Consider the following 21,666-nt stretch of genomic DNA (forward strand, 5'->3'; position numbering starts at 1 on the left):
GACTGCGCAAAAAGTGACCGCACAAAAATAGCGTCGGCGATTGGCGACAAAGAAGAGACCTATGTGGAGGGATTGAGGTTGACGGGTTGCGGCAACATGGGTTGATAACTGCCCAGTGCGCCCATGTCCAGGATGGTGTAGTCCGCCAGATCCGGCGTGGCAGGGTCACGCTTGAGGCTCAATTTGAGGGTGTCCAGCATGAGCGTCTCCAGTGCAAGGCGGTACTCCATGAACTCGGCTTCGGTCAGCCGAAGCCGGGCGGTGATGAGATAGGCCTGACGATCGCGGGGCGTCAGGTGCTGGACGCGTGCCTGCAACCCTTCGATGACTTGATTCTTGAAGCGCAGGGGGAAGCGTGCCGAGTCCCGAAATGCCACGTGCCGGGGCACCAGCAGACGAAAGCTGAGTCCGCTCTGCAGCGCCACGAGTCCGAGCTGCTCGAGCTCGCGCAGATACAGATAAAGCGAGGGGGCATTGAGCCCGAAGTGCTGGCACAGCGCATCGGGATCCGTGCCCTGTTGCAGGATCTGCAGCAACAGGCTGTAGAGCTCGGGGCGCTGGCAGAAGGCGGCATCCTGCTGCGGCGTGAAGTGGACGACGCTTGCGGCCAACTGCTCTGCCTCCGTCAGGATCTGGGAGAGGGGAACGCCGAGGAGCGTGGCAATCGCCAGCATGCGGTCCAGAGTGAAGGGTTGAGTCTGATTGAGCAGTCGTTTGACACTGGCTTCCGACATGCTCAACTCTCCCGCCAGCGCCTTGTACGAGATGCCGGCGCGCTTGAGGTGGCGCTTGAACAACTGGCACATGGCGTGATCGATGCTTTCTCTGTCCCGAGGGAGGGTCCTCTCTCTATCCATTTGGTATCTCCTGGTGACCATTCATTTGTATTTATGGCCTTGATGTGGTCTTGGCGTGATGCTTTGCTCTCTTTTAGCACATGGAGAGGTAGTCATGTATCGCGATCAGATGAGGGGCGGTGTTCAGTGGATAGACAGGAGTGAGCACAGCCTGTGGGTGAGTGGGGGGCTCAGGGGACTGGCGCTGCCCCCCGTAGTCAACGTACTGGCGTGCCTTCTGGTTTGTCTGATGTTTGTGCTGGCGGCATTGATTTGAGGCTCGTTCATGCTCCTTGGCAAGGTGGTCGGTGGGGGCATGTGTCATCTCCTCACCACCCTAAGACGTTTCGCTAATACCTGGGCTCGGCCCCCCTTGATACCCTTTCATCCGGTTCCCGCCGGCATCCTGGCCCCGCGTCAGGGCGCAATGCCGGTCGTGGTGAACCGCGAGAGCCACCCCGTTTTGTGCCCCTGTGAGGAAGGATCCGATGACAGAGCAGAACATGTACGACGCCGGCCTTGGCAAGACGCCCGCCAATTTCGAGGCGCTGACCCCCTTGATCTTTCTGGGGCGGGCAGCCCGGGTCTATCCCGACTATCCGGCGCTGATCCACGGGCCCCTGCGCCAGAGCTGGGCTCAGACCGAACGCCGTTGCCGCCAGCTCGCCTCGGCCCTGCGCCGTCGCGGCATTGGCGAGGGGGACACCGTCTCCATCGTCGCCCCCAATGTGCCGGCCATGTTCGAGGCGCACTTCGGGGTGCCCATGAGCGGCGCCGTGCTCAACACCATCAACACCCGGCTCGATGCGGACGCCATGGCCTTCATCTTCCAGCACGCCCAGAGCAAGGTGGTGCTGGTGGATCGGGAGTTCGGCGCCCTGGTGCGAAAGGCGCTCTCTCTCATTGACAGCCAGCCCCTGGTGATCGCCATCGACGATCCCCTCTACCGGGAAGGGGAGCTGGTCGGCGAGCTCGACTACGAGGGGTTCATCGCCCTGGGGGACGGGGACGAACCCGGCTGGCTGCCGGCGGACGAGTGGCAGGCCATTTCCCTCAACTACACCTCCGGCACCACGGGGAACCCCAAGGGGGTGGTCTATCACCATCGCGGCGCCCACCTCAATGCGGTCAACAATGCCCTCTCCTGGGAGCTGCCCAAGCACCCGGTCTACCTCTGGACCCTGCCGATGTTTCACTGCAATGGCTGGTGCTTCCCCTGGACCCTGGCGGCCACCGCCGGGGTGAGCGTCTGTCTGCGCCACGTGCAGGCGGCGGCCATCTACGGGGCGCTGCGCGAACACAAGGTGAGCCATTTCTGCGCCGCCCCCATCGTGCTCAATATGCTCAACAATGCCGATCCGGCCCTCAAGCAGGGACTCGACCACCCCGTCAAGGCGATGACGGCGGGGGCAGCGCCGCCCGCCACCGTGATCGCCGGCATGGAGGCCATGGGGATCGCCGTGACCCATGTCTATGGCCTCACCGAAACCTATGGCCCCTGCGTGGTGTGCGAGCCGCAAAGACGCTGGCAGGGGCAGGATGCCACCACGCTCTCCCGTCTCAAGGCGCGCCAAGGGGTGGCCTCCCCCCTGCAAGGGGAGATGCGGGTCATCAACCCCGTCAGCGGCGAGCCGGTCCCCATGGATGGCAAAACCCTGGGAGAGATAGTGCTGCGGGGCAACATCGTCATGAAGGGCTACCTCAAGAACTCGGCGGCGAGCGAAGAGGCGATGGCACAGGGATGGTTTCGAAGCGGGGATCTCGCGGTCTGGCACCCGGACGGCTATGTGGAGATCAAGGACAGATCCAAGGACATCATCATTTCCGGCGGGGAGAACATCTCCAGCCTGGAGGTGGAGGACGTGCTCTATCGCCACCCCGATGTGGAAGAAGCCGCGGTGATCGCCATGCCGGACGAGACCTGGGGGGAGGTGCCCTGCGCCTTCGTCAAGCTCAAGGAGGGGCGCGAGCTCACCCAGGCCGAGCTCATTGCGTTCTGCCGCGAGCAGATGGCCCACTTCAAGGCCCCCAAGCGCATCATCTTCACCCCGCTGCCCAAGACCTCCACCGGCAAGGTGCAAAAATTCATGCTGCGCAAGCAGTTGGTGTGACGACAAAGGCGCCGCGCCATCAACGGGCCTGCGGGCCCGTTTTGTGTTGCGTGATGCAAAGAAGCAGGGCCTCGCCGGTAGCGGTCGCCAGCCAACAAGACGTGCCTTTCGAGCCCGTCCCGGCTTACCATGGCCGCCATGTCCCGCCAGCCTGAGGATGCCTGTGAGAAAATCGGACCGACTGTTTCAACTGACCAACCTGCTGCGGGCGCATCAACCCCTGACCGCCCGGGATCTGGCGACGCGCCTGTGCGTGTCGGAGCGCACCATCTACCGCTATATCGACGATCTCTCTTTGGCGGGCATTCCGGTTTACGGGGAAGCCGGGCTGGGCTATCGGCTGAGCGAGGGGTTCGAAATGGCCCCGTTGCAACTGAGTGCGGCCGAGCTGGAGGCCCTCATCACCGGGGTGAACCTGGTGGCGGTGCTGACGGGCAAGGGGATGGCCGATCCGGCCCGCGCCCTGCTCGCCAAGATTGAGGCGGCCCTGCCCGCCAAGGAGGCCCGGGCACCTCGCGTCCCCGTGGTGCGGGTGCCGGACTATTCCACGGCGCAGCCTGCATACGCTCGCTGGGACAGGTTGCACGACGCCATCACGGCCGGTCACTGGCTGCACATTGGCTACCGGGATGCCAGCGCCAGCAGGACGGAACGTCAGCTCTTTCCCCTCGGGCTCTTCTACTGGGGCGGATGCTGGACGCTCGGCGCCTGGTGTGCGCTGCGCCGGGCCTACCGGGATTTCAGGGTGGATCGCATCGACACCCTGGCGTCGTGCCGACCGGGAGAAGGGGCACCACCTGGCGCGACCCTGGCCGATTACCTTGCCCTGCGCCAGTCGGACGCGTTCCCCCCTGGGCGCAGTGGCGCCGAAAAGGTCATTCAGGACTGACACAAGGCTGTCAGTAGCCCTTCGTTATGCTGGGTTCTCCAGACCATCCACAACGGAGAAAAAAGATGATCATCAAGGGTGACATGCAACAGGCAGGGGGCGTCGAATTTGCCACCTTCAGGCTCAGGGAAGGGGTGACGGAGGCTGATTTGCTCGCCCTGTCACGGCGGGTCGAGTCCGAGTTTCTTGTCCAGCAATCCGGGCTCATCATGCACTGCCTGCTGCGCGGCGCCGACGGCCTCTATGCCGACGTGGTGATGGCCCCCAGCCAGTCGCTGGTGGAAGCCTACTGCCAGCAGTGGCTGCACAACGACGTGGCAGGGGAGTACCTGACCCTGCTTGACCATGACTCGGTCAACATGAGCTTCTGGACCCGTATCGGCTGAGGGCGGCGCGGGGCCTGCCATCCCCGGCGAGGGGGCAATCATGAAATGAAACGGGCCCATAGGGCCCGTTTTGTTGAACAGAATTCAATAATTACTTGGTGTGGCGCTCATGCAGGCGCTGCACCACATCCTTCAAACCCAAGCCTTCGTTTTGCAGCAAGACGGTCAGGTGGTAGAGCAGGTCAGCGGATTCGTTGATTAGCTCTTCTCTGTCTTTCGCCATGGCGGCCAGGGCCACTTCCACCCCCTCTTCACCCACCTTCTGGGCGATGCGCTTGGTGCCTTTGCCATAGAGGCTGGCGGTGTAGCTGGTGGCGGGGTCTGCCCCTTTGCGTGATGCCAGAATCTGTTCGAGCTCGGCCAGGAAGCCGAGCGGCGGCACGGGGTGGCCGTCGAAGCAGGAGGGGTTGCCCAGATGGCAGGTGGGGCCGACCGGGTCGGCGGCAATGAGCAGGGAGTCCTGATCACAGTCGGTGGTGATGGCGACGAGCTTGAGCACATGGCCCGAGCTCTCGCCCTTGGTCCACAGGCGCTGCTTGCTGCGGCTGAAGAAGGTGACCTGGCCGGTGGTCTGGGTCTTTTCCAGCGCCTCGCGGGTCATGAAGCCCTGCATCAGCACTTCGCCGCTGAGGGAATGCTGGACGATGGCGGGGATCATGCCCTCACACTTGGCCCAGTCCAGGCGCTCGGCCAGCGGCAATGCATTGTCTACTGCTTGATTATTCACGGATGGCGACTCCTTCGTTTTTCAGCCAGCGTTTCAATTCGGGAATGGGAATGAGGCCCTTGTGGAACACGGAGGCGGCCAGCGCCCCGTCCACGTCGGCCAGGGTAAAGGCATCGCGAAAGTGCTCCATGGCCCCGGCGCCGCCGGAGGCGATGAGGGGCACCTTGCACACGGCGCGCACCAGCTTGAGCTGCTCAAGGTCGTACCCCTGACGCATGCCGTCCTGGTTCATCACGTTGAGCACTATCTCCCCCGCGCCCCGGCGCTGCACTTCCTGTACCCACTCCAGGGTGGTCCAGGTGGTGGTGCGGGTGCGGCTCTCGTCGCCGGTAAACTGTTTGACCTGATATTGACCGAGGGCGGCATCGAAGTAGGAGTCGATACCCACCACCACGCACTGCACGCCGAAGCGCTCGGCGAGCCGGGTGATCAGGGTGGGATCGGCCAGGGCGGGGGAGTTGATGGAGACCTTGTCGGCACCGAATTCCAGGATCTGGCGGGCATCCTCCACGCTTTTGATGCCGCCGGCGACGCAGAAGGGGATGTCGATGACTTCCGCCACCCGGCTTACCCAGCTCTTGTCCACTACCCGTTCGTCGCTCGAGGCGGTGATGTCATAGAAGACCAGCTCATCGGCGCCCTCGGCGGCGTAGCGGCGGGCGAGGTCGACAATGCCGCCCATCACCTCGTGGTTGCGAAACTGCACGCCCTTGACCACCACGCCATCTTTGACGTCGAGACAGGGGATAATACGCTTTGACAACATGCTCATTGCTCCATGTAAAGCACGGTTAAAGAAACGTCGTTCTGCCGCCGGCGTTGGCCCGGGCGGCGGACGGGAACAGGGTTGGCATGCCTTGAACGGGGGCCCCTGACGGGGGAAACGACAGGCCCGGCAGGCCGTCTCGTCGCCTCTGGGCACCCCACTATATGCATGACTTCATTCAGTGATTCAACCCTTTGTCGCCCTTCACCTGCCCCGGATGGCAGGCTGGCGCCTCGGGGAGGGGAGCCCGATCGTCCGGGTGGGTCTCGTCCGTTGCCATATGCTGGCGCAGGGTGAGCAGGGCGGCATCAAAATCAAACGCCTTCAGTTGCCTGGTCAGGGTGTCGCTGCGAGACCCCAGCATGAGGCGAAGGGGACCGGCATACTGCTCGTAGAGGGGGATCACGGCGGTGTCGCTTTGCACCAGCAGGGCTTCCATCTGGCCCAGCAGTTGCTGGCGCCACTGATCCCCCAGAGGCACCAGATCGGTGGTCGGGGCGGCGAGATCGTCCCCGAGCAGAGCGCAAAGGGCGGCGATCTCTTCATCGATGGATGACATGAGTCCGGTGGGCTCTGTGTTGCCGTCCGCGATGGCCTGCTCCAGGGCCAGGCAGTGGCGCGACAGCTCATGTGCCCCCAGGGTGCTCGCCACGCCGCGCAGGCTGTGGACCATGCGGGTTGCATCGCTGTGCTCCCCGGCCTGCAAGTGGCGGTGCAGCCGGGTCATGTCCTGGCCATGCTCATGGATGAAGTAGCGAAGCAGGGCCAGGTATTTCTCCTGATTGCCGTTGAGGGCCGCCAGCCCCTGGTCGAGATCCAGACCCGGGTGTGCCTGCAGGCGGGCAAGGGGGCCTGTCACGGGATGGCGAGTGCTGTCGTCCGGGGCAAGCTCGGGGACCTTGCCCTGGGGCAACCAGCGCTGCAGGGCTTCAAACAGCTTGGCGGGGGTGACGGGCTTGGCAATGAAATCGTTCATGCCGGCCGATGCGCTCGCCTTTCTGTCCTCCTCGAAGGCGCTGGCGGTGAGCGCCAGGATGGGCAGCCTGTCCATGCCGGGCAGGGCCCGGATGGCGCGGGTGGCGCTGTAGCCATCCATCACCGGCATCTGTATGTCCATCAGGATGAGGTCGAAGGGGTGCTGGCTGACGAGGGCCAGGGCCTCCTGGCCGTTGACGGCCGTCTCGATGACGAGGCCGCTGTGGCACAGGAGCTCGAGCACCACTTCCCGGTTGATGGCGTTGTCTTCCACCAGCAGGATCCGGGCGTGGCGAGGGAAGCTGAAGGCCTGTTGGTTCCCCTGCTCGGACGGGGTCCGGGAAGGAGCGTCCTCTTTTGCCTTGAACAGCCTGGCGGTAAACCAGAAGCAGCTTCCCTGGCCTGGCTCGCTGGTGACCCCGACCTCACCCCCCATCAGGGCGGCGATCCGGCTGGTGATTGCAAGGCCAAGGCCAGTGCCGCCATATCTGCGAGTGGTGGAGACATCCGCCTGTTCGAACGCCTGGAACAGCTTCTCGCGCTGTGCAGGGGTGATGCCGATGCCGGTGTCTTCCACCTCGAAGCGCAGCAGGTAGCCGGTGGTGAGGGGGCGGGCCAGCCTGACGCGCAGGGTGACGGTTCCCTGCTCGGTGAACTTGATGGCGTTGGTCGCATAGTTGAGCAGGGCCTGGCGCAGGCGGGTGATGTCGCCGTGCACCCAGGCGGGGGTATCGCCGATGTCCGTCACTATGGTGAGCCCCTTGGCCCTGGCCTGGTCGTTCATCAGGGCGCGGACGTTGTCCAGCATGGCGGTGAGGGAGAAATCGGTCAGCTCCAGCGTCATCTTGCCCGCATCGATCTTGGAGAGATCCAGGATGTCGTTGAGGATGCTGAGCAGGTGCTGGGCGGCAGTGTCTATCTTGGTCAGCCGTTCGAGGTCGGTGGGATCCCGGGTGTCGCGCTTGAGCAGATAGGTGAGCCCCAGGATGGCATTCATGGGGGTGCGGATCTCGTGGCTCATGTTGGCAAGGAAGGCGCTCTTGGCGTGGTTGGCACTTTCGGCCCGCTGGTGGGCCTGGGCCAGCTGCCGGGTGCGCTCGTTGACCATCTCCTCCAGGTGGTAGCGATACTGGTCCAGCTCCTCGCCGAGCTGCTTCTTCTCGGTGATGTCGGCCTGGACCGTGACGTAGTGGGTGATTTCGCCGCTCTCCTGGCGGATCGGCGACACCGTGGCCAGCACCTGGTAGTGGGAGCCATCCTTGCGCTGGTTGATGAATTCGCCATGCCAGCGCTGGCCGTGGTTGATGGCATCCCACAGGGCGACATAGCTGGCATCCGGGGTGAGGCCAGAGCGCAGCAGGGACGGGGTCCGGCCTATCACCTCGTGCTGCTGGTAACCGCTGGCGGCGAGGAAGGCGGGGTTGACGTATTCGATGCGCGCCCGGGTGTCGGTGATGAAGACGCCGTCAGGGCTCTGTTCGAGGGCCAGGGACAACTGGCGCAACTGCTGCTCGGCCAGCTTGCTCTGGGTGATGTCCAGATGGATGCCAAGGAGGCGCACGGGCCGCTGCTGGGCGTCCCGGTAGACACTCCCTTTGCTCACCAGCCAGCGGATGCCGCCATCTGGCAGCAGGATCCTGAACTCCAGCTCGACGGGGGCGCCGCTGACCGCCCGCTCCGCCAGCAACTGCTCGATGCGGGGCCTGTCATCCGGATGCAGGCAGGCTTGCCAGGCGGCCAGCTCGCCGAGCGCCTCGGCACTGCGGCCATAGAGGCGGGCGCATTCCGGCGAGAAGAAGAGACGGTTGCTGACCATGTCCCATTCCCAGATGCCGACATGGGCCCCTTCCTGGGCCATCAGCAGGCGCTGTTCGCTCTCGCGCAGGGCGCTGCTGACGGTTTCGGCGCGCACCCGTGCACTGATGGCGTCGTCCATCAGGTTCAGGGCTGCGAGGCGAGCACGGCGCTGGGTATCGAGCGCCATCTGCTGATTGTGTTGCAGGCTCTGCTCCGCGAGCTTGCGCTCCGTGATGTCCTGCACGGTGCCGTAGAGCTCGAGTATGGTGCCATCCCTGTCCCTGAGCGCCGCCCCGCGGGCAATGACCCAGGCGGTCTCCCCCTGCTCCGTGATCACTTCGGCATCGCACTCGTAGGGCTGCCCGTCCATCCTGCAGCGCTCGACGGCCTGGGCCACCGTGTGCCACCCCTCCTGAGTGAAGTATTTTCTGACCTCGGGATAGACGGCGGGGGGGAGGGCCGGATCCCGGCCATAGATGCGATAGATCTCCGGTGACCAGAAGTGGCTGTCATCGGCCACGCGCCAGCGCCAGTTCCCTATCTTGGCGAGACGCTGGGACTCGCGCAGTATGGCTTCGTTGCGGCGCAGCGCCTCCTCGGTCTCCTTGTTCTGCCGGTTGTCCTCGATGATGGAGATGAAGTAGTCGGGATTGCCTTCGGCGTCGCGCACCAGGGCCACCGTCAGAGTGGTCCAAATGATCTCGCCCCCCTTGTGCAGGTAGCGCTTCTCCAGGGTGTAGTGGGGGATAGTTCCCGCCAGCACCCGGGCCACATAGGCCTCATCGAGGTAGAGATCGTCCGGGTGGGTCAACTGCTGGAACGTCATCCCGGTGAGCTCGTCGGCCCGGTAGCCCAGGATGTGGCACAGCCGCTGATTGACACGCAGCCAGTGTCCATCGGGGGAGACCAGGGCGATGCCGACCGCTGCCTGTTCGAAGGTGACCTGGAAGCGGTTCTCGCTCTGCTGCAACTGGTTCTGGGTGTTCATCAGCTCCTGCCAGCGCAGGACCTCTCTGGCCCGGGCGCGATGAAAGGCGGCACTGAGCACGCTGATGAGCAGACCGTTGGCGATGAGCAGGCTCCATTGCACCAGATCCTGGCCAGCCTCGACACTCAGTGAATAGATGGGGGGGAGCATGAAATAGCTGGTGACCAGGGCGGTGATCAGGGTGCAGAGCAGACCTGGCAACAAGCCCCCCAACAGGGCGCAAACGATGATGGGCAGCATGAAGAGAACCAGCAGCGGTCGCTCACCAAAGGCGATGGGCAGCTGGACACGGATTTGCAACATCAGAACGGGCAGCAGCACGGCCAGCAGGGAGATCCCCCAGCGCTGGGTGGAGGGGCGCACATGCCACAGGGGTGACCAGCTCATCATGGGAGATCCTCCGGTGACATGGGGGCCTGGGGATAGGGGGGCGGCACTCCGAGCTGACGGGAGAGCCCGTTGATCTGGTGCTTGAGGGCCAGCATGGCGAGCTCCCTGTCCACCATCACCTTGTTGAACCGCTCCAGCTCATGGTTCTGCTGGCGCAGCTCGCTGGCCTGGCGGGTCAGGGCCTGTTCAACCTGCTCCCGTTCGGTGACATCGAGCAGAATGCCGATGATGGCGGGCTGGCCGAGGTAGTCGACGCGCCGCCCGTACAGCTCGACCTCCAGGGATTCCCCGTGCTGATGCAGGGCACTGAAGCGGGTGTGGATATCGCGCGCGTCCTGCTCGCACGCGTGCACCAGCTCGGCAACCCTGGTGCTGTCCTTGGGAGCGGCAAGGGCGTGCAACTGGCCAACGGCGATCAGCGCCCCCGGGGTGTCATAGCCAAACAATCGGGCAAAACAGGGGTTGATGTAGCAGAGCCGACCCTGCTGGATGATGTAGATCCCGGCAAGGGATTGCTCCACCAGTGCACGGAACAGCCCCTCCCGCTCTCGCAAGTCGGCCTCGGCCCGTTTGAAGTCCGTGATGTCCCGAGAGATGCCGAAGATCCCGATCACCTGCCCCTCGCTGTCTTGCAAGGGGCCTTTGGTTGCGAGAAACACATGCTCGCCATCGGGCAGGGTCAGGTACTCCTCCTCGGTCTGCACCCGGTTGCGCTCTATGACCTGGCGCCCGGATGCCATCAGCATCTGCGCCTGCTGCGGCGGGAAGAGCGTCAGATCATCCTGGCCCAGCACCTCGTCAACCGGCTTGCCGACAAACTGGCTGGCGGCCCGGTTGAAGAGGATGTATCTGCCCTCCTTGTTCTTGGCGAAGATGGCGTCTTCCGAGCTGTCGGCGATGGCGGAGAGCAGCTGCAACGCCTCCAGCCGCTGGGACTGGGAATGCTGAAGCTGCTCGGCCATCTGCAGCCGGGTGTGCTGGCGCAGCAGGATGATGCCGGCGTTGGTGACAAAGAGCACCAGCAGGCCGATGAGACCGATCCAGACGCTCTCCTTGAAGGTGGCCTGGTAGAGTTCCGCCTTATCGATCTTGGCCAGCAGGTACCAGTCCGTGTTCATGACCGGATAGACAACCCCGAAGACCTCGCTGCCCCGGTAATCCTGGCCATAGAGTACCTGGGGCATGCCGCGTTCGGCGAGCCGCAAATACTGGGCAGCCAGCAGGGTGGGGTGGGTGACGGGATAGTGCAGGGTGAGAGCCGGTTCCGGGCGATAGCGCAGGCTGCTCAGATAGTGGACCTGATCCCCCTGCTGGCGAAACAGAATGGCTTCTCCGCTGCTGTCTGGGACGGGCCAGGACCCCAGGATCTGATCGAGCCAGCGATTTGCGCTTATCTGCATCACCAGCACGGGGGCAGGTCCTGCAGCAACCTCCAGATTGACCAGAAAGTCCAGCCTGGCGTGACCGCGATCATCGAGATAGGGACCAAGACGCATGACGTTGCCCTGCTCGAGCCGTGGCAGGGCGTCACGCAACGTGGCATTCATGGTGTCGCCACCCGGGGTATGCCACAGGGGCTGTCCGGCAGGATTGAACACGGCCGCACCGTGAAATCCGCGTACCGAGATGAATTCGAGCAGCCTTGCCAGTGGTGGCGTGATCGCTTCGGGTGAGGATGGTGCTTGTCCGGGACGATAGAAATCAGTACTGCCCAGACCCTTTATGAGCTGGTGAATATCCTGCTCGTGGGTTCCGAGCCACTCGGTGACGCGCTGGCTCTTGAGATCCGCGATGGCTTCGAGACGAGCCACCTCCTTGTTGCGTGCCAGTTCGATGTTGCGGGCGATGGCCATGGCGGTCAGGGCCAAAATGAGCCCGTTGAGCAACAGGAAGGGGATCCATTGACGCCTCGTAAAGACAGGTGTGCTGCCGGTGGTGTCAATGCGACGACGCAGCATGGCATAAAGCATGAGGGCCGTGATGAGGATGAAGAGCCAGCCCTTGATGGTGCTTGCCATGGCGAACTGGGCAGGGGTGCTGAACAGCCACTCCACCGCCTTGTCGGAGAGCAGGATCCACAGGCTTGCCACGGCGGCATAGGTGAGCACGACGTTGAGCACATGTGCCCGGGTCAGGGGAGCCTCAGCCATCCACGGCCTCGCTGCCATCCTGGTAGCGTTCGGCAATGGTGACGAAGGCGTCGAAATGGCGATCGAAGGCGGTCACGACATCGGGATCGAAATGGTGGCCACTGCCGGAGAGGATGAGGGCGCGAGCCTCGTCGTAGCTCATGGCCGGCTTGTAGACCCTGGCGCAGATGAGGGCGTCAAACACGTCTGCCAGCGCCATCAGGCGGGCCGAGAGGGGTATGGCGTCCCCTTGCAAGCCATCCGGGTAGCCGCTGCCATCCCACTTCTCGTGGTGCCAGTGGGCGATCTCCTTGGCCAGGGTGAGGAAGGCCAGGGGCTGCTCCATGTCCTGTTCGGCCTCCTCAATGGCATCGCTGCCGAGCTTGGCGTGGGTGCGCATGATCTGCCACTCCTCCGGGGTCAGCTTGCCCGGCTTGAGCAGGATGTGGTCGGGAATGCCCACCTTGCCGATATCATGAAGCGGTGCGGAGCGGCTCAGCAGGTCGATGTAACCCGGGGTCAGGGTATCGGCGAAACGGGGGTGATCAGCCAGGGCGCTGGCCAGCAGACGTACGTAGCCCTGGGTGCGCAGGATATGGTTGCCGGTTTCGGGGTCGCGGATCTCCGCCAGATGGGCGAGAGCGCGGATGGAGACCTGCTGGATCAGGTCGTTTTCCGCCATTCGCCGCGCGACCTCGGCTTCCAGCGCCGCATTCTGGTTTTGCAGGCCGTCACGGGCCTGCTTGGCCTCCAGCTGGGTACGTACCCGGGCCTGAACGACCACCGGCTTGATGGGCTTGGTGATGTAATCGGCGGCGCCGAGGGAGAGGCCGAACTCCTCGCTCTGGGGGTCGGCGAGGGCGGTGAGCAGAACGACGGGAATACGGCTGCTGATCGGGGACTGACGCAATTGCCTGAGCACTTCATAACCATCCATGCCGGGCATCATCACATCCAGCAGGATGAGGTCAGGCTTTGGATCCACGCTGACGATGCGCAGGCATTTTTCCCCGCTCTGCGCGCCAGCACGCGGTAATGAGGCGAAAGCAATTCGGTCAGTACCATCAGATTTTCGGGTGAGTCGTCGACGATCAGGATGGTGGCGTTGTGAGGTGTCAACATATGTCTTCCATGACGCTATCCCTGTGAGGTCGAGTATAGAGCCAATTGCTGCCAAATCATAAGGTTCGCCCCCATCGGGGAGAAAGAGGCCTGCCCGGATGGGCAGGCTGTCTGATGCCGGAAAGGGGCGCGTCACGCAGCGCGGCCGTCACCCCAGCAGCGAATGGCTTCTGCCACGTCAAACTTGCCCTCCAGCAGGGCACGGCCGAGGATGATCCCCTTGACGCCGGTTCCCTTGAGCGCCTCGATATCCGCAAGACCGCCGATACCGCCGGAGGCCTGGAAGCCGACGCTCGGGTAGCGGGCACAGAGATCCCGGTAGAGTTCGACGTTGGTGCCCGCCAGGGTACCGTCCCGGCTGATGTCGGTGCAGAGCACGTGTCTGAGCCCGGCGGGGAGGAAGCGCTCGATCAGCGCCTCGATGGAGATGCCGCTGTTCTCCTGCCAGCCAGCCACCGCGATGTGGCGATTGCCCTGTTCATCGATGTTGACATCCAGGGCCAGCACGATGCGCTCGGGGCCATATTTCTCCATCCAGCTGGCCACCAGATCCGGGGATTTGACGGCGGTGGAACCGATCACCACCCGACTGGCGCCGGCCGCCAGCAAGTCGGCCACATCCTGTTCGCTGCGCACACCGCCGCCGACCTGCACCGGTGCCTCGGTGGCGGACAGCAGCTGGGCGATGAGGGCCAACTGGCGGGCCTTGGCATCCTTGGCACCGTCCAGATCCACCAGGTGCAACTGCGCCGCCCCCTGGCTGACATAGTCATCGAAGCGGGCCTGCGGGTTGTCGCTGTAGGCGGTTTTCTGGCCGTAGTCGCCCTGGTAGAGGCGCACGACCTGACCGTTGATAAGGTCGATTGCGGGAATAATCATGCCTGTCATAGCTCCAGAAAGTTTTGCAGTAGGCGGGCACCGGCCGGGCCGGATCGCTCCGGGTGGAATTGGGCGCCAAAGAAGTTGTCCCGCCCGACGATGGCGGTAAAGGGCAGGCCGTAGTCGCAGGTCGCCAGGGTCGCGTCGGTCACCTCCAGCGCATAGGAGTGGACAAAGTAGAAGTAGCTGCCGCTGGGGATGCCTTTGAGTAGCGGGTGGGTCTCGTCGTGCTCAATCTGGTTCCAGCCCATGTGGGGCAGGCGCAGGTTGCCCACCTCCATCAGGCGGATCCTGCCAGGCACGATGCCGAGGCAGTCGATGAGCGCTCCTTCGCTGCCATCGGCGCTCATGTTCTCTTCCGAGGCCTGTGCCAGCATCTGCATGCCGAGGCAAAAACCGAGCAGCGGCTGCTTGGCGGCGCGAATGAGGGGCACCAGTTCCCGCTGATTGAGGTTCTTCATGGCGGCGATGGCGGTGCCGACGCCGGGCAGGATCAGCTTGTCCGCCTGCTCGATATCGGCGGCCTTGCAGCTCACCCTGGGCTGCACGCCGAGGCGCTCGAACGCCATGCGCACCGAGGCGAGATTGGCGCAGCCGGTGTCGATGATGACCAGGTTCTGTTTCCCCATCACAGCACCCCCTTGCTGGAGGGAAGCTCGCTCCCTTCCACGCGAATGGCCTGGCGCAGGGCGCGCCCAAAGCCTTTGAACAGCGCCTCCACCTGATGGTGGGTGTTGCCGCTGCCCACCTTCATCTGCAAGGTGATGGCCATGGCGTCAGAGAGGGAGCGGAAGAAGTGGGGCACCATCTCGGTGGCCATCTCTCCCACGCTGTCGCGACCAAAGCCGCTCGGGCAGTCGAACACGAAGTAGGGACGGCCGCTCAGATCCAGCGCCGTGGCCACGTCCAGCTCGGTCAGCGAGGTGTTGTCAGCCTCCTGGCGGGGACGCCCGTCGATCACCGCCTGCACCTCGTCCATCGCCAGCACGAAGCCGAAGCGGCCGATGCCGCGCTTGTTGCCAAGGGCCTGGCGCAGGGCTTGACCCAGTGCCAATCCCACATCTTCCACCGTGTGGTGATCGTCGATGTGCAGATCGCCGCTCACTTTGAGCTTGAGGCGAAAGCCCGCGTGGGTCGCTATCTGATCCAGCATGTGATCGAAGAAGCCGATGCCGGTGGCGATCTGGTTGCCACCGCTCTTGTCGAGATCCACCGCCACCTGGATGCGGGTCTCCTTGGTGTAGCGCTCCACCTCGGCCACGCGCCCCTTGGAGAGCAGCTGATCACGAATGGCATTCCAGCCGTGATCTTGCGGGTGGTAGCGTATGCCGCGGATGCCCATGTTCTCGGCAAGCTGGATGTCGGTCTGTCTGTCGCCAATCACGAAGGAGTTGGCAAAGTCGATGCGGCCCGAGGCGAGATACTCCTTCACCAGCCCAAGGTGAGGCTTGCGGCAGCTGCAACCGTCGGTGGGGAAGTGGGGACAGATCAGCACTTGCTCCCAGGTGACGCCCTGGGATTCGAAGAGGTGCATCATCAGGTCGTGAGGCGGCTGGAAGTTTTCAAGGGGCAGGCTGGCGGTGCCGAGCCCATCCTGGTTGGTCACCATCACCAGCACGTAGCCGGCGGCCTGGAGCTCACGCAGCACAGGTATCACCATGGGCTCGAAGCGCAGCTTCGCAAGGCTGTCCACCTGCTTGTCGGTGACCGGCTCCTCGATCAGGGTGCCGTCACGGTCGATAAACAAAAACGGGGTTTTCATCGCTACATCCTTGCTTGTCTTACAGAGAGGGTGGGGGCAGGTCACGCAGCACGGCCAGCACGGCGTCCATTTCGCCCTGATAGCCGATGGTGATGCGGATGCTGTTGTCAAGGCCAGGCTTGCTGGAGAAATCACGCAAGATGATGCCGGCGGCCTTCATGGCGGCGAACACGGCGGCGCCATCCACGAAGCGCACCAGCACGAAGTTGCCCTTGTCCTCGAACACTTCCTTGACGCAGGGCAGACGAAGCAGCTCCGCCTTGATGAGCGCCTTTTGCTTGTTGAGCTCCTGCACCCGCTCCTGCATCAATTCCAGCCCCATGGGAGAGAGCGCCTGGGCGGCAATCTGGGCGATGGGGTCGGGAATGGGGTAGGGCGCGATCACCTTGGCCAGCATGGCAATCACCTCGGGATCCCCCAGGGTAAAGCCGCAGCGGATCCCTGCCAGGGCGAAGGCCTTGGAGAGGGTGCGGGTCACCACCAGGTTCGGGTATTGGGCGAGCAGGTCCACCACGGAGGCCTCCGGGCAGAACTCGATGTAGGCCTCGTCCACGACGATGATGGCGCGGTCCCGGGCCTTCTCCAGCAGGGCGACGAGTCCCTTGCGGCCCACCAGATCCCCGGTGGGATTGTTGGGGGAGCAGAGGAACACCAGCTTCACGTCAGAGAGGCGATCGGCGATGGCGGGCCAGTCCGGCTGACGGCTGGCGGTCAATGGCTGCTCGACAATCCCCACGCCACAGGTCTCGGCGCTGATGGCGTACATGCCGTAGGTGGGGGGGCAGATGAGGATCTGATCTTCCCCCGCCTCGCAGAAAGTGCGGATCAGCAGCTCGATGGCCTCGTCGGCGCCGCGGCTCACCAGCACCTGATCCGGATTGACCCCGGCGTAGGCGGCATAGCCATTCACCACCTCGGCCGGCTGGCACTCGGGATAGCGGTTGAGGCGGCTCCCCTCGACGGTGAAGGGGTAGGCCAGGGGGGCCTCATTGGCATTGAGCCAGACGTGGCCCTGGCCGCCGATGCGGCGAGCGGACTGGTAGGGAGTGAGAGCCCGCACGACGCGACGGGCCAGATTGACGATGCTCATGACAGATCCTTCTGCTGTGCTGTTTGTTGGGGCTCGGCGGCCAGGGCGTTCAACCTGAGGGTGACGGCATGCTTGTGGGCATCGAGCCCCTCGGCCTGGGCGATGCGCTGGACGATGGGGCCAAGGCCGCGAATGCCGTCTGCAGTGAGCTCCTGTACCGTGTAGCGGCGCTGATAGTCAGCAAGCCCCAAGCTCGAGCAGGTGCGGGCATAGCCGTAGGTGGGCAGGGTGTGGTTGGTGCCGCTGGCGTAATCACCGACCGACTCCGGTGTCCATGCCCCGAGGAAGATGGAGCCCGCGTTCTCGAGCTTGTCCAGCAGATCCCGGGGGGCCCGGGTCTGCACGATGAGGTGTTCCGGGGCATAGGCGTTGGAGATGGCGCAGGCCTCCTCCAGGTTGTCGCAGAGGATCACCAGGCTTGCCTTCAGGGCTTGCTCGGCGATGTCGCGGCGGCTGAGGTCGGCGAGTTGCGCCTGGATCTCGCTGCCGATGGCATCGGCCAGGGAAGCGGAGGTGGTCACCAGCACCACCTGGCTGTCGGGGCCGTGCTCGGCCTGGGAGAGCAGATCCGATGCCACGAAGGCCGGGTTGGCGCTCTCGTCTGCGATCACCAGCACCTCGGAGGGGCCGGCTGGCATGTCGATGGCGGCGCCCCGCCAGTCACGGGAAACCTGGCCCTTGGCTTCGGTCACATAGGCGTTGCCCGGGCCGAAGATCTTGTCCACCTTGGGGATGGTTTGCGTGCCATAGGCCATGGCCGCGATGGCCTGGGCGCCGCCGATGGCGAACACCTGACGGACGCCACAGGCGCGGGCGGCAAACAGGATCTCGTCGCTCGCCGGAGATGGGGTACAGAGCACCACCTCACGGCAACCGGCCAGACTTGCCGGAATGGCCAGCATCATCACGGTGGAGGGGAGCGGCGCGCTGCCTCCCGGGACATAGAGGCCGACCCGGCTGATGGGTTGGGTGCGCAGCTCGCACAGTACCCCGGGCTGGGTTTCGACTCGGACGACGGGCTGTACCTGGGCGGCGTGGAAGGTACGGATATTGGCGATGGCGGCCTCGATGGCACCCTTGATGTCATCACCGAGTCGAGCGCAGGCGGCATCCACTTCCACGTCGCTCACCCGAAGCTGTTCGCGGGGCGCGCGTTCGAAACGCTGGCTCAGCTCGCGCAGGGCCTCATCGCCCCGGCTGCGTACCGCAGCAATGATGTCTCGCACCACGGTACCGATGTCGGCTTCATCGCCAAGGGCGGGCCGGGTCAGGACCTCGGCTTGCCGGGCGGGGGAGAGGGTCTTCCAGATCAGGGTCTGCATGATGTGTCTTCCTTATTCCATCTCTCTTGGCTTATTCCATCATCTTTTCAATGGGCAGCACCAGGATGGAGCTGGCACCCAGGGCCTTGAGCTGTTCCATGGTCTCCCAGAACAGGGTTTCGCTGGAGACGACGTGCAGGGCCACCTGGTTGGTGTCACCGGCGAGCTGCATGATGGTGGGACGTTCCGCCCCCGGCAGCAGATCGGTGATGGCATCGAGCTTGTCTTTGGGGGCGTGCAGCATGATGTATTTGCTTTCGCGCGCCTGCTGCATCCCCTGGATGCGGGGCAGCAGCTTGTCGATGAGTTTCTGCTTGGCATCGTTCAGAGGGTTGGGAGCCTGCACCAGGACGGCCTTGGAGCGGTAGATCACCTCGACCTCTTTCAGGCCGTTGGCTTCCAGGGTCGCGCCGGTGGAGACCAGATCGCAGATGGCATCGGCCAGACCCGCGCGGGGGGCCACTTCCACCGAGCCGCCCAGCATCACGCTCTTGAAGCCCAGGCCCTTCTCGTCGAAGAAGCGCTTGAGCAGACCGGGGTAGGAGGTGGCGATGCGTTTGCCGGCAAGGCTCTCGGGTCCTGTGTAGTTGACATCGTCCGGCACCGCCAGAGAGAGGCGGCAGCCGCCGAAGTCGAGCTGCTTGAGGGTCTTCACCGCAAAGGGCTGCCCCTGGGCTGCGCGGATGAGCTGCACCTCTTCGAGAACGTTCTCGCCGATGATGCCAAGATCGACCACCCCTTCCATCACCAGACCCGGGATGTCGTCATCGCGCACTCGCAGAATGTCGATGGGCATGTTCTCGACATGGGCGATGAGGCGCTGTTCCCGCAGGTTGATCTTGAGGCCGCAGCTCTTGAAGAGGGCCTGGGAATCCTGGCTCAGACGACCGGATTTTTGCATGGCGATGCGCAGACGTTGTGTTTCCATTGCTCGATTTCCTTCTAGTCAAAAACGAAAAACCCTCGGAAGTATGTGCTTCCGAGGGTTCATGAATCTTGCGGTCCTTTTGGAAGTCACCAGTTAAGTGTCTTCCAGCAGTCAACCTCCTGAAAGACTATTCGGGATGATGATGGTGATGATGAGTCTTCAGGTTGGTGAACTTCATGATGTAATCAATCCTTTACAAATCAGATGCCGTTGTTGACGCCCGATTTAAACTACCTGCCTTGACAGAAAATGCAACCGAAAAATGTGATCCGGACGATTAAAGTTGAGAAAACGGTTTTCTGGTCGATAACTAGACAATGAGATGCCAAAGGAGGCGACATCATGCCCAGCCAGGACCTGTTATTTCCCATCCTGCCCCGCGCACCCTCGACACCGAGCCCGGATGACATCAAGCGGGAGGTGACCCAGATCAGCCAGAAACATCAGCTGCGCAAGATAGGCACCGACAATGGCGGCGGTGGCCAGCATCACCAGCAGAGAGAGCAGCCGCCAAAGCCTGATCAACCAGCGGTGCAGGATGATGATCACAAACCGGATCCGGACCACCGGATTGATCTCTTCGTCTGAACGCATTATCAGTCCCGCTTTTTCCGCGCTTTTGGCATAATGCCCGCTTTTGCAGCGGGACATGCCTTTGACCATCATCCAGACCCTGTTCAAGCCAGACGGCCCCCTGGCCCGCCATATTGACGGCTTCAAGGCCCGTGCCCCGCAACTGGAGATGGCCGAGGCGGTGTCGCGCGCCATCAAGCAAGGTGGCCGCTTGCTGGTGGAGGCTGGAACGGGCACTGGCAAAACCTATGCCTATCTGGTGCCTGCGCTGGAATCCGGCAAGCGGGTGGTGATCAGCACCGGGTCCAAGAACCTGCAGGAGCAGCTCTTCTATCGGGATCTGCCCACCATCACGGGGGCGCTTCACTACACCCCGCCGGTGGCACTGCTCAAGGGGCGCAGCAATTACCTCTGCATCGAGCGGATGAACCGGCTGTTGAGTGAATCCCATCTGCAAAAGCCCGAGATCCTGAGCGATCTCGTGAAGGTCAAATCCTGGTCGACCGCCACCGACAACGGCGATGTGGGGGATATCCCGGGGCTACAGGAGAACGCCGAGATCCTTGCCCACGTCACCAGCACCAACGACAACTGCCTGGGTCGCGACTGCCCCTATTACGATGATTGTCACCTGGTCATCGCCCGGCGCCGTGCCATGGACGCCCAGGTGGTGGTGATCAACCACCACCTCTTTTTCGCCGACATGGCGGTCAAAGACACCGGCTTTGGCGAGCTGGTGCCCGAGGCGCAGGTCTATGTATTCGACGAGGCGCACCAGCTGCCCGAGATCGCCAGCCATTACTTCGGCAAGTCCGTGGGCAGCCGCACCATCCAGGATTTGGCGCAGGATATCCAGCTCGCCTACCGGGCAGAGGCTCATGACATGGCCCAGCTTGGCAAGGCGGCGGACAGGCTCGCCATTGCCAGTCAGGATCTGCGCCTTGCCTTCGGCGTGGAGGGGGGGCGCGGCAACACCCGGGATCTGCTGAGACAATCCCTCTGGGCCCAGGCGCTGGCCCGCCTCAACGATGCCATCGGGCTCTGTTATGAAGTGCTGAAACTGGCGCTCGGGCGGGGGGAGCAGCTGGATCACTGTTTCGAGCGCATCAGCGAGCTGCGCACCCGCCTTGGGGAGGTGCTGGCGGTCAACCAGACCGGTTTCTCCTACTGGTATGACTGTTCGCGTCTGCACTTTACCCTCAATCTGACGCCGCTGTCGGTCGCCGAGCGCTTCGGTGCCGAGGTGCAGCGCCCCGAGGTGGCCTGGGTCTTCACCTCGGCCACCTTGACGGTGGACAATCGCTTCGCCCACTTCGTCGCCGAGATGGGGCTGGCCGGCAGCGCCGAACTCATTCTCGACAGTCCGTTCGATTACGCCGAGCAAGCGCGCCTGTGCGTACCCCGTTTCCTGCCAGAGCCCAATGCCTTCGGGCGCGGGGAGCAGCTGGCGACCCTGATGATCCCCCTCATCAACAAGACGCCGGGGGGGTGCTTCTTCCTCTGCACCAGCCATCAGGTGATGCGCCAGGTGGCCGAGGTGCTACGCCGGGAAATCGGCCGCACCGTCCTGCTGCAAGGGGAAGACAACAAGCAGCGGCTGCTCAAGACCTTCGTGGAAAACGGTCGGGCCGTGCTGGTGGCCACCAGCAGTTTCTGGGAGGGGATAGACGTGCGGGGGGCGGCATTGTCCTGTGTTATCATCGACAAGCTGCCCTTTGCGAGCCCGGACGATCCCCAGCTCAAGGCGCGGGTGGAAGATTGCAAGCTCAAGGGGGGAGATCCCTTTGCCGAGCTGCAGTTGCCCAAGGCGGTGATTGCCCTCAAGCAGGGGGCGGGGCGGCTCATACGTGATCGCAGTGATCACGGCGTACTGGTTATTTGTGATCCCCGTGTGGTCAACAAGCCCTATGGCGCCACCTTCATCAAGAGCCTGCCTGCCATTCCACGGACCCGGGAGCTGGCGACCCTGGGAGAATTTTTCGGACCACGGGAGTGA

Annotated in this window: 16 protein-coding genes, 1 pseudogene and 1 other annotated feature; of the genes and pseudogenes, 5 read left to right on the top strand and 12 right to left on the bottom strand. The window is 63.5% G+C overall.

The window, feature by feature from the left end; all coding sequences use genetic code 11:
• Positions 1–59 precede the first annotated feature (59 nt).
• Positions 60–857, bottom strand: coding sequence for a helix-turn-helix domain-containing protein (locus tag BGO64_RS00240; RefSeq protein ID WP_171865392.1), 798 nt, complete (start codon positions 855–857; stop codon positions 60–62).
• Positions 858–1,324: 467 nt separating this feature from the next.
• On the opposite strand from BGO64_RS00240, the gene BGO64_RS00245 reads away from it, so the two are divergent.
• The 3 genes from BGO64_RS00245 to BGO64_RS00255 all read left to right on the top strand — a co-directional run bounded on the left by BGO64_RS00245 (position 1,325) and on the right by BGO64_RS00255 (position 4,222).
• Positions 1,325–2,947, top strand: coding sequence for an acyl-CoA synthetase (locus tag BGO64_RS00245; RefSeq protein WP_286699945.1), 1,623 nt, complete (start codon positions 1,325–1,327; stop codon positions 2,945–2,947).
• 190 nt (positions 2,948–3,137) lie between these two features.
• On the top strand, positions 3,138–3,836 hold the full coding sequence (locus tag BGO64_RS00250; RefSeq protein ID WP_171865407.1) for a helix-turn-helix transcriptional regulator: 699 nt from the start codon (positions 3,138–3,140) through the stop codon (positions 3,834–3,836).
• A gap of 65 nt (positions 3,837–3,901) precedes the next feature.
• Positions 3,902–4,222, top strand: coding sequence for a hypothetical protein (locus BGO64_RS00255; protein WP_039039125.1), 321 nt, complete (start codon positions 3,902–3,904; stop codon positions 4,220–4,222).
• Positions 4,223–4,313: 91 nt separating this feature from the next.
• Here the strand turns inward: BGO64_RS00255 and hisIE are convergent, their stop codons facing one another.
• The 11 genes and pseudogenes from hisIE to hisG form a co-directional block, all read right to left on the bottom strand.
• Positions 4,314–4,949, bottom strand: coding sequence for a bifunctional phosphoribosyl-AMP cyclohydrolase/phosphoribosyl-ATP diphosphatase HisIE (gene hisIE / locus BGO64_RS00260; protein ID WP_029314506.1), 636 nt, complete (start codon positions 4,947–4,949; stop codon positions 4,314–4,316).
• Entirely contained in the window at positions 4,942–5,715 is a 774-nt protein-coding gene (gene hisF / locus BGO64_RS00265) for an imidazole glycerol phosphate synthase subunit HisF (protein WP_042881382.1), read from the bottom strand. The genes hisIE and hisF overlap by 8 nt, the downstream gene beginning before the upstream one ends.
• Positions 5,716–5,893: 178 nt before the next feature.
• On the bottom strand, positions 5,894–9,865 hold the full coding sequence (locus tag BGO64_RS00270; protein WP_286699946.1) for a PAS domain S-box protein: 3,972 nt from the start codon (positions 9,863–9,865) through the stop codon (positions 5,894–5,896).
• Positions 9,862–12,015 (bottom strand): PAS domain-containing protein, encoded by a 2,154-nt coding sequence (locus BGO64_RS00275; RefSeq protein WP_286699947.1) that lies wholly within the window; start codon positions 12,013–12,015, stop codon positions 9,862–9,864. Before BGO64_RS00275 ends, BGO64_RS00270 begins: the two co-directional genes overlap by 4 nt.
• Positions 12,008–13,116, bottom strand: a pseudogene (locus tag BGO64_RS00280) (response regulator). The gene BGO64_RS00275 and the pseudogene BGO64_RS00280 overlap by 8 nt, the downstream one beginning before the upstream one ends.
• 132 nt (positions 13,117–13,248) lie before the next feature.
• Positions 13,249–13,995 carry a 1-(5-phosphoribosyl)-5-[(5-phosphoribosylamino)methylideneamino]imidazole-4-carboxamide isomerase gene (gene hisA, locus BGO64_RS00285; RefSeq protein ID WP_010674689.1) on the bottom strand — a complete coding sequence of 249 codons (747 nt, stop codon included), beginning with the start codon at positions 13,993–13,995 and terminating at the stop codon, positions 13,249–13,251.
• A gap of 5 nt (positions 13,996–14,000) precedes the next feature.
• Positions 14,001–14,624 (bottom strand): imidazole glycerol phosphate synthase subunit HisH, encoded by a 624-nt coding sequence (gene hisH, locus BGO64_RS00290; protein WP_286699948.1) that lies wholly within the window; start codon positions 14,622–14,624, stop codon positions 14,001–14,003.
• Positions 14,624–15,757 carry a bifunctional histidinol-phosphatase/imidazoleglycerol-phosphate dehydratase HisB gene (gene hisB / locus BGO64_RS00295; protein WP_128273211.1) on the bottom strand — a complete coding sequence of 378 codons (1,134 nt, stop codon included), beginning with the start codon at positions 15,755–15,757 and terminating at the stop codon, positions 14,624–14,626. Before hisB ends, hisH begins: the two co-directional genes overlap by 1 nt.
• A gap of 19 nt (positions 15,758–15,776) precedes the next feature.
• Positions 15,777–16,847, bottom strand: a complete 1,071-nt coding sequence (hisC, locus tag BGO64_RS00300) for a histidinol-phosphate transaminase (protein WP_201956991.1) — start codon at positions 16,845–16,847, stop codon at positions 15,777–15,779.
• On the bottom strand, positions 16,844–18,169 hold the full coding sequence (gene hisD, locus BGO64_RS00305) for a histidinol dehydrogenase (protein WP_286699949.1): 1,326 nt from the start codon (positions 18,167–18,169) through the stop codon (positions 16,844–16,846). Before hisD ends, hisC begins: the two co-directional genes overlap by 4 nt.
• Before the next feature lie 31 nt (positions 18,170–18,200).
• Entirely contained in the window at positions 18,201–19,097 is an 897-nt protein-coding gene (hisG, locus tag BGO64_RS00310; RefSeq protein ID WP_010674694.1) for an ATP phosphoribosyltransferase, read from the bottom strand.
• Between the two features lie 23 nt (positions 19,098–19,120).
• Positions 19,121–19,249 (bottom strand) — a sequence feature (His leader region).
• 190 nt (positions 19,250–19,439) lie between these two features.
• Between hisG and BGO64_RS00315 the strand changes: the two genes are divergently transcribed.
• Both BGO64_RS00315 and yoaA read left to right on the top strand, forming a co-directional pair.
• The gene (locus tag BGO64_RS00315) at positions 19,440–19,685 is read left to right on the top strand and encodes a hypothetical protein (protein WP_010674695.1); all 246 of its coding nucleotides are present in this window, start codon (positions 19,440–19,442) and stop codon (positions 19,683–19,685) included.
• Positions 19,686–19,746: 61 nt separating this feature from the next.
• Positions 19,747–21,666: a DNA repair helicase YoaA gene (gene yoaA / locus BGO64_RS00320; protein ID WP_286699950.1), complete on the top strand. Its 1,920-nt coding sequence runs from the start codon at positions 19,747–19,749 to the stop codon at positions 21,664–21,666.

The organism is Aeromonas sp. 62-46, assembly GCF_001898585.1.
Lineage (GTDB): Bacteria > Pseudomonadota > Gammaproteobacteria > Enterobacterales > Aeromonadaceae > Aeromonas > Aeromonas caviae.

What these genes read in the sequence shown, in the direction of transcription:
- BGO64_RS00240 (WP_171865392.1), bottom strand. Translation starts at nt 857, where the DNA reads ATGGATAGAGAGAGGACCCTCCCTCGGGACAGAGAAAGCATCGATCAC.
- BGO64_RS00245 (WP_286699945.1), top strand. Translation starts at nt 1,325, where the DNA reads ATGACAGAGCAGAACATGTACGACGCCGGCCTTGGCAAGACGCCCGCC.
- BGO64_RS00255 (WP_039039125.1), top strand. Translation starts at nt 3,902, where the DNA reads ATGATCATCAAGGGTGACATGCAACAGGCAGGGGGCGTCGAATTTGCC.
- hisF (WP_042881382.1), bottom strand. Translation starts at nt 5,715, where the DNA reads ATGTTGTCAAAGCGTATTATCCCCTGTCTCGACGTCAAAGATGGCGTG.
- BGO64_RS00270 (WP_286699946.1), bottom strand. Translation starts at nt 9,865, where the DNA reads ATGATGAGCTGGTCACCCCTGTGGCATGTGCGCCCCTCCACCCAGCGC.
- BGO64_RS00275 (WP_286699947.1), bottom strand. Translation starts at nt 12,015, where the DNA reads ATGGCTGAGGCTCCCCTGACCCGGGCACATGTGCTCAACGTCGTGCTC.
- hisA (WP_010674689.1), bottom strand. Translation starts at nt 13,995, where the DNA reads ATGATTATTCCCGCAATCGACCTTATCAACGGTCAGGTCGTGCGCCTC.
- hisH (WP_286699948.1), bottom strand. Translation starts at nt 14,624, where the DNA reads ATGGGGAAACAGAACCTGGTCATCATCGACACCGGCTGCGCCAATCTC.
- hisB (WP_128273211.1), bottom strand. Translation starts at nt 15,757, where the DNA reads ATGAAAACCCCGTTTTTGTTTATCGACCGTGACGGCACCCTGATCGAG.
- hisC (WP_201956991.1), bottom strand. Translation starts at nt 16,847, where the DNA reads ATGAGCATCGTCAATCTGGCCCGTCGCGTCGTGCGGGCTCTCACTCCC.
- hisD (WP_286699949.1), bottom strand. Translation starts at nt 18,169, where the DNA reads ATGCAGACCCTGATCTGGAAGACCCTCTCCCCCGCCCGGCAAGCCGAG.
- hisG (WP_010674694.1), bottom strand. Translation starts at nt 19,097, where the DNA reads ATGGAAACACAACGTCTGCGCATCGCCATGCAAAAATCCGGTCGTCTG.
- BGO64_RS00315 (WP_010674695.1), top strand. Translation starts at nt 19,440, where the DNA reads ATGCCCAGCCAGGACCTGTTATTTCCCATCCTGCCCCGCGCACCCTCG.
- yoaA (WP_286699950.1), top strand. Translation starts at nt 19,747, where the DNA reads ATGCCTTTGACCATCATCCAGACCCTGTTCAAGCCAGACGGCCCCCTG.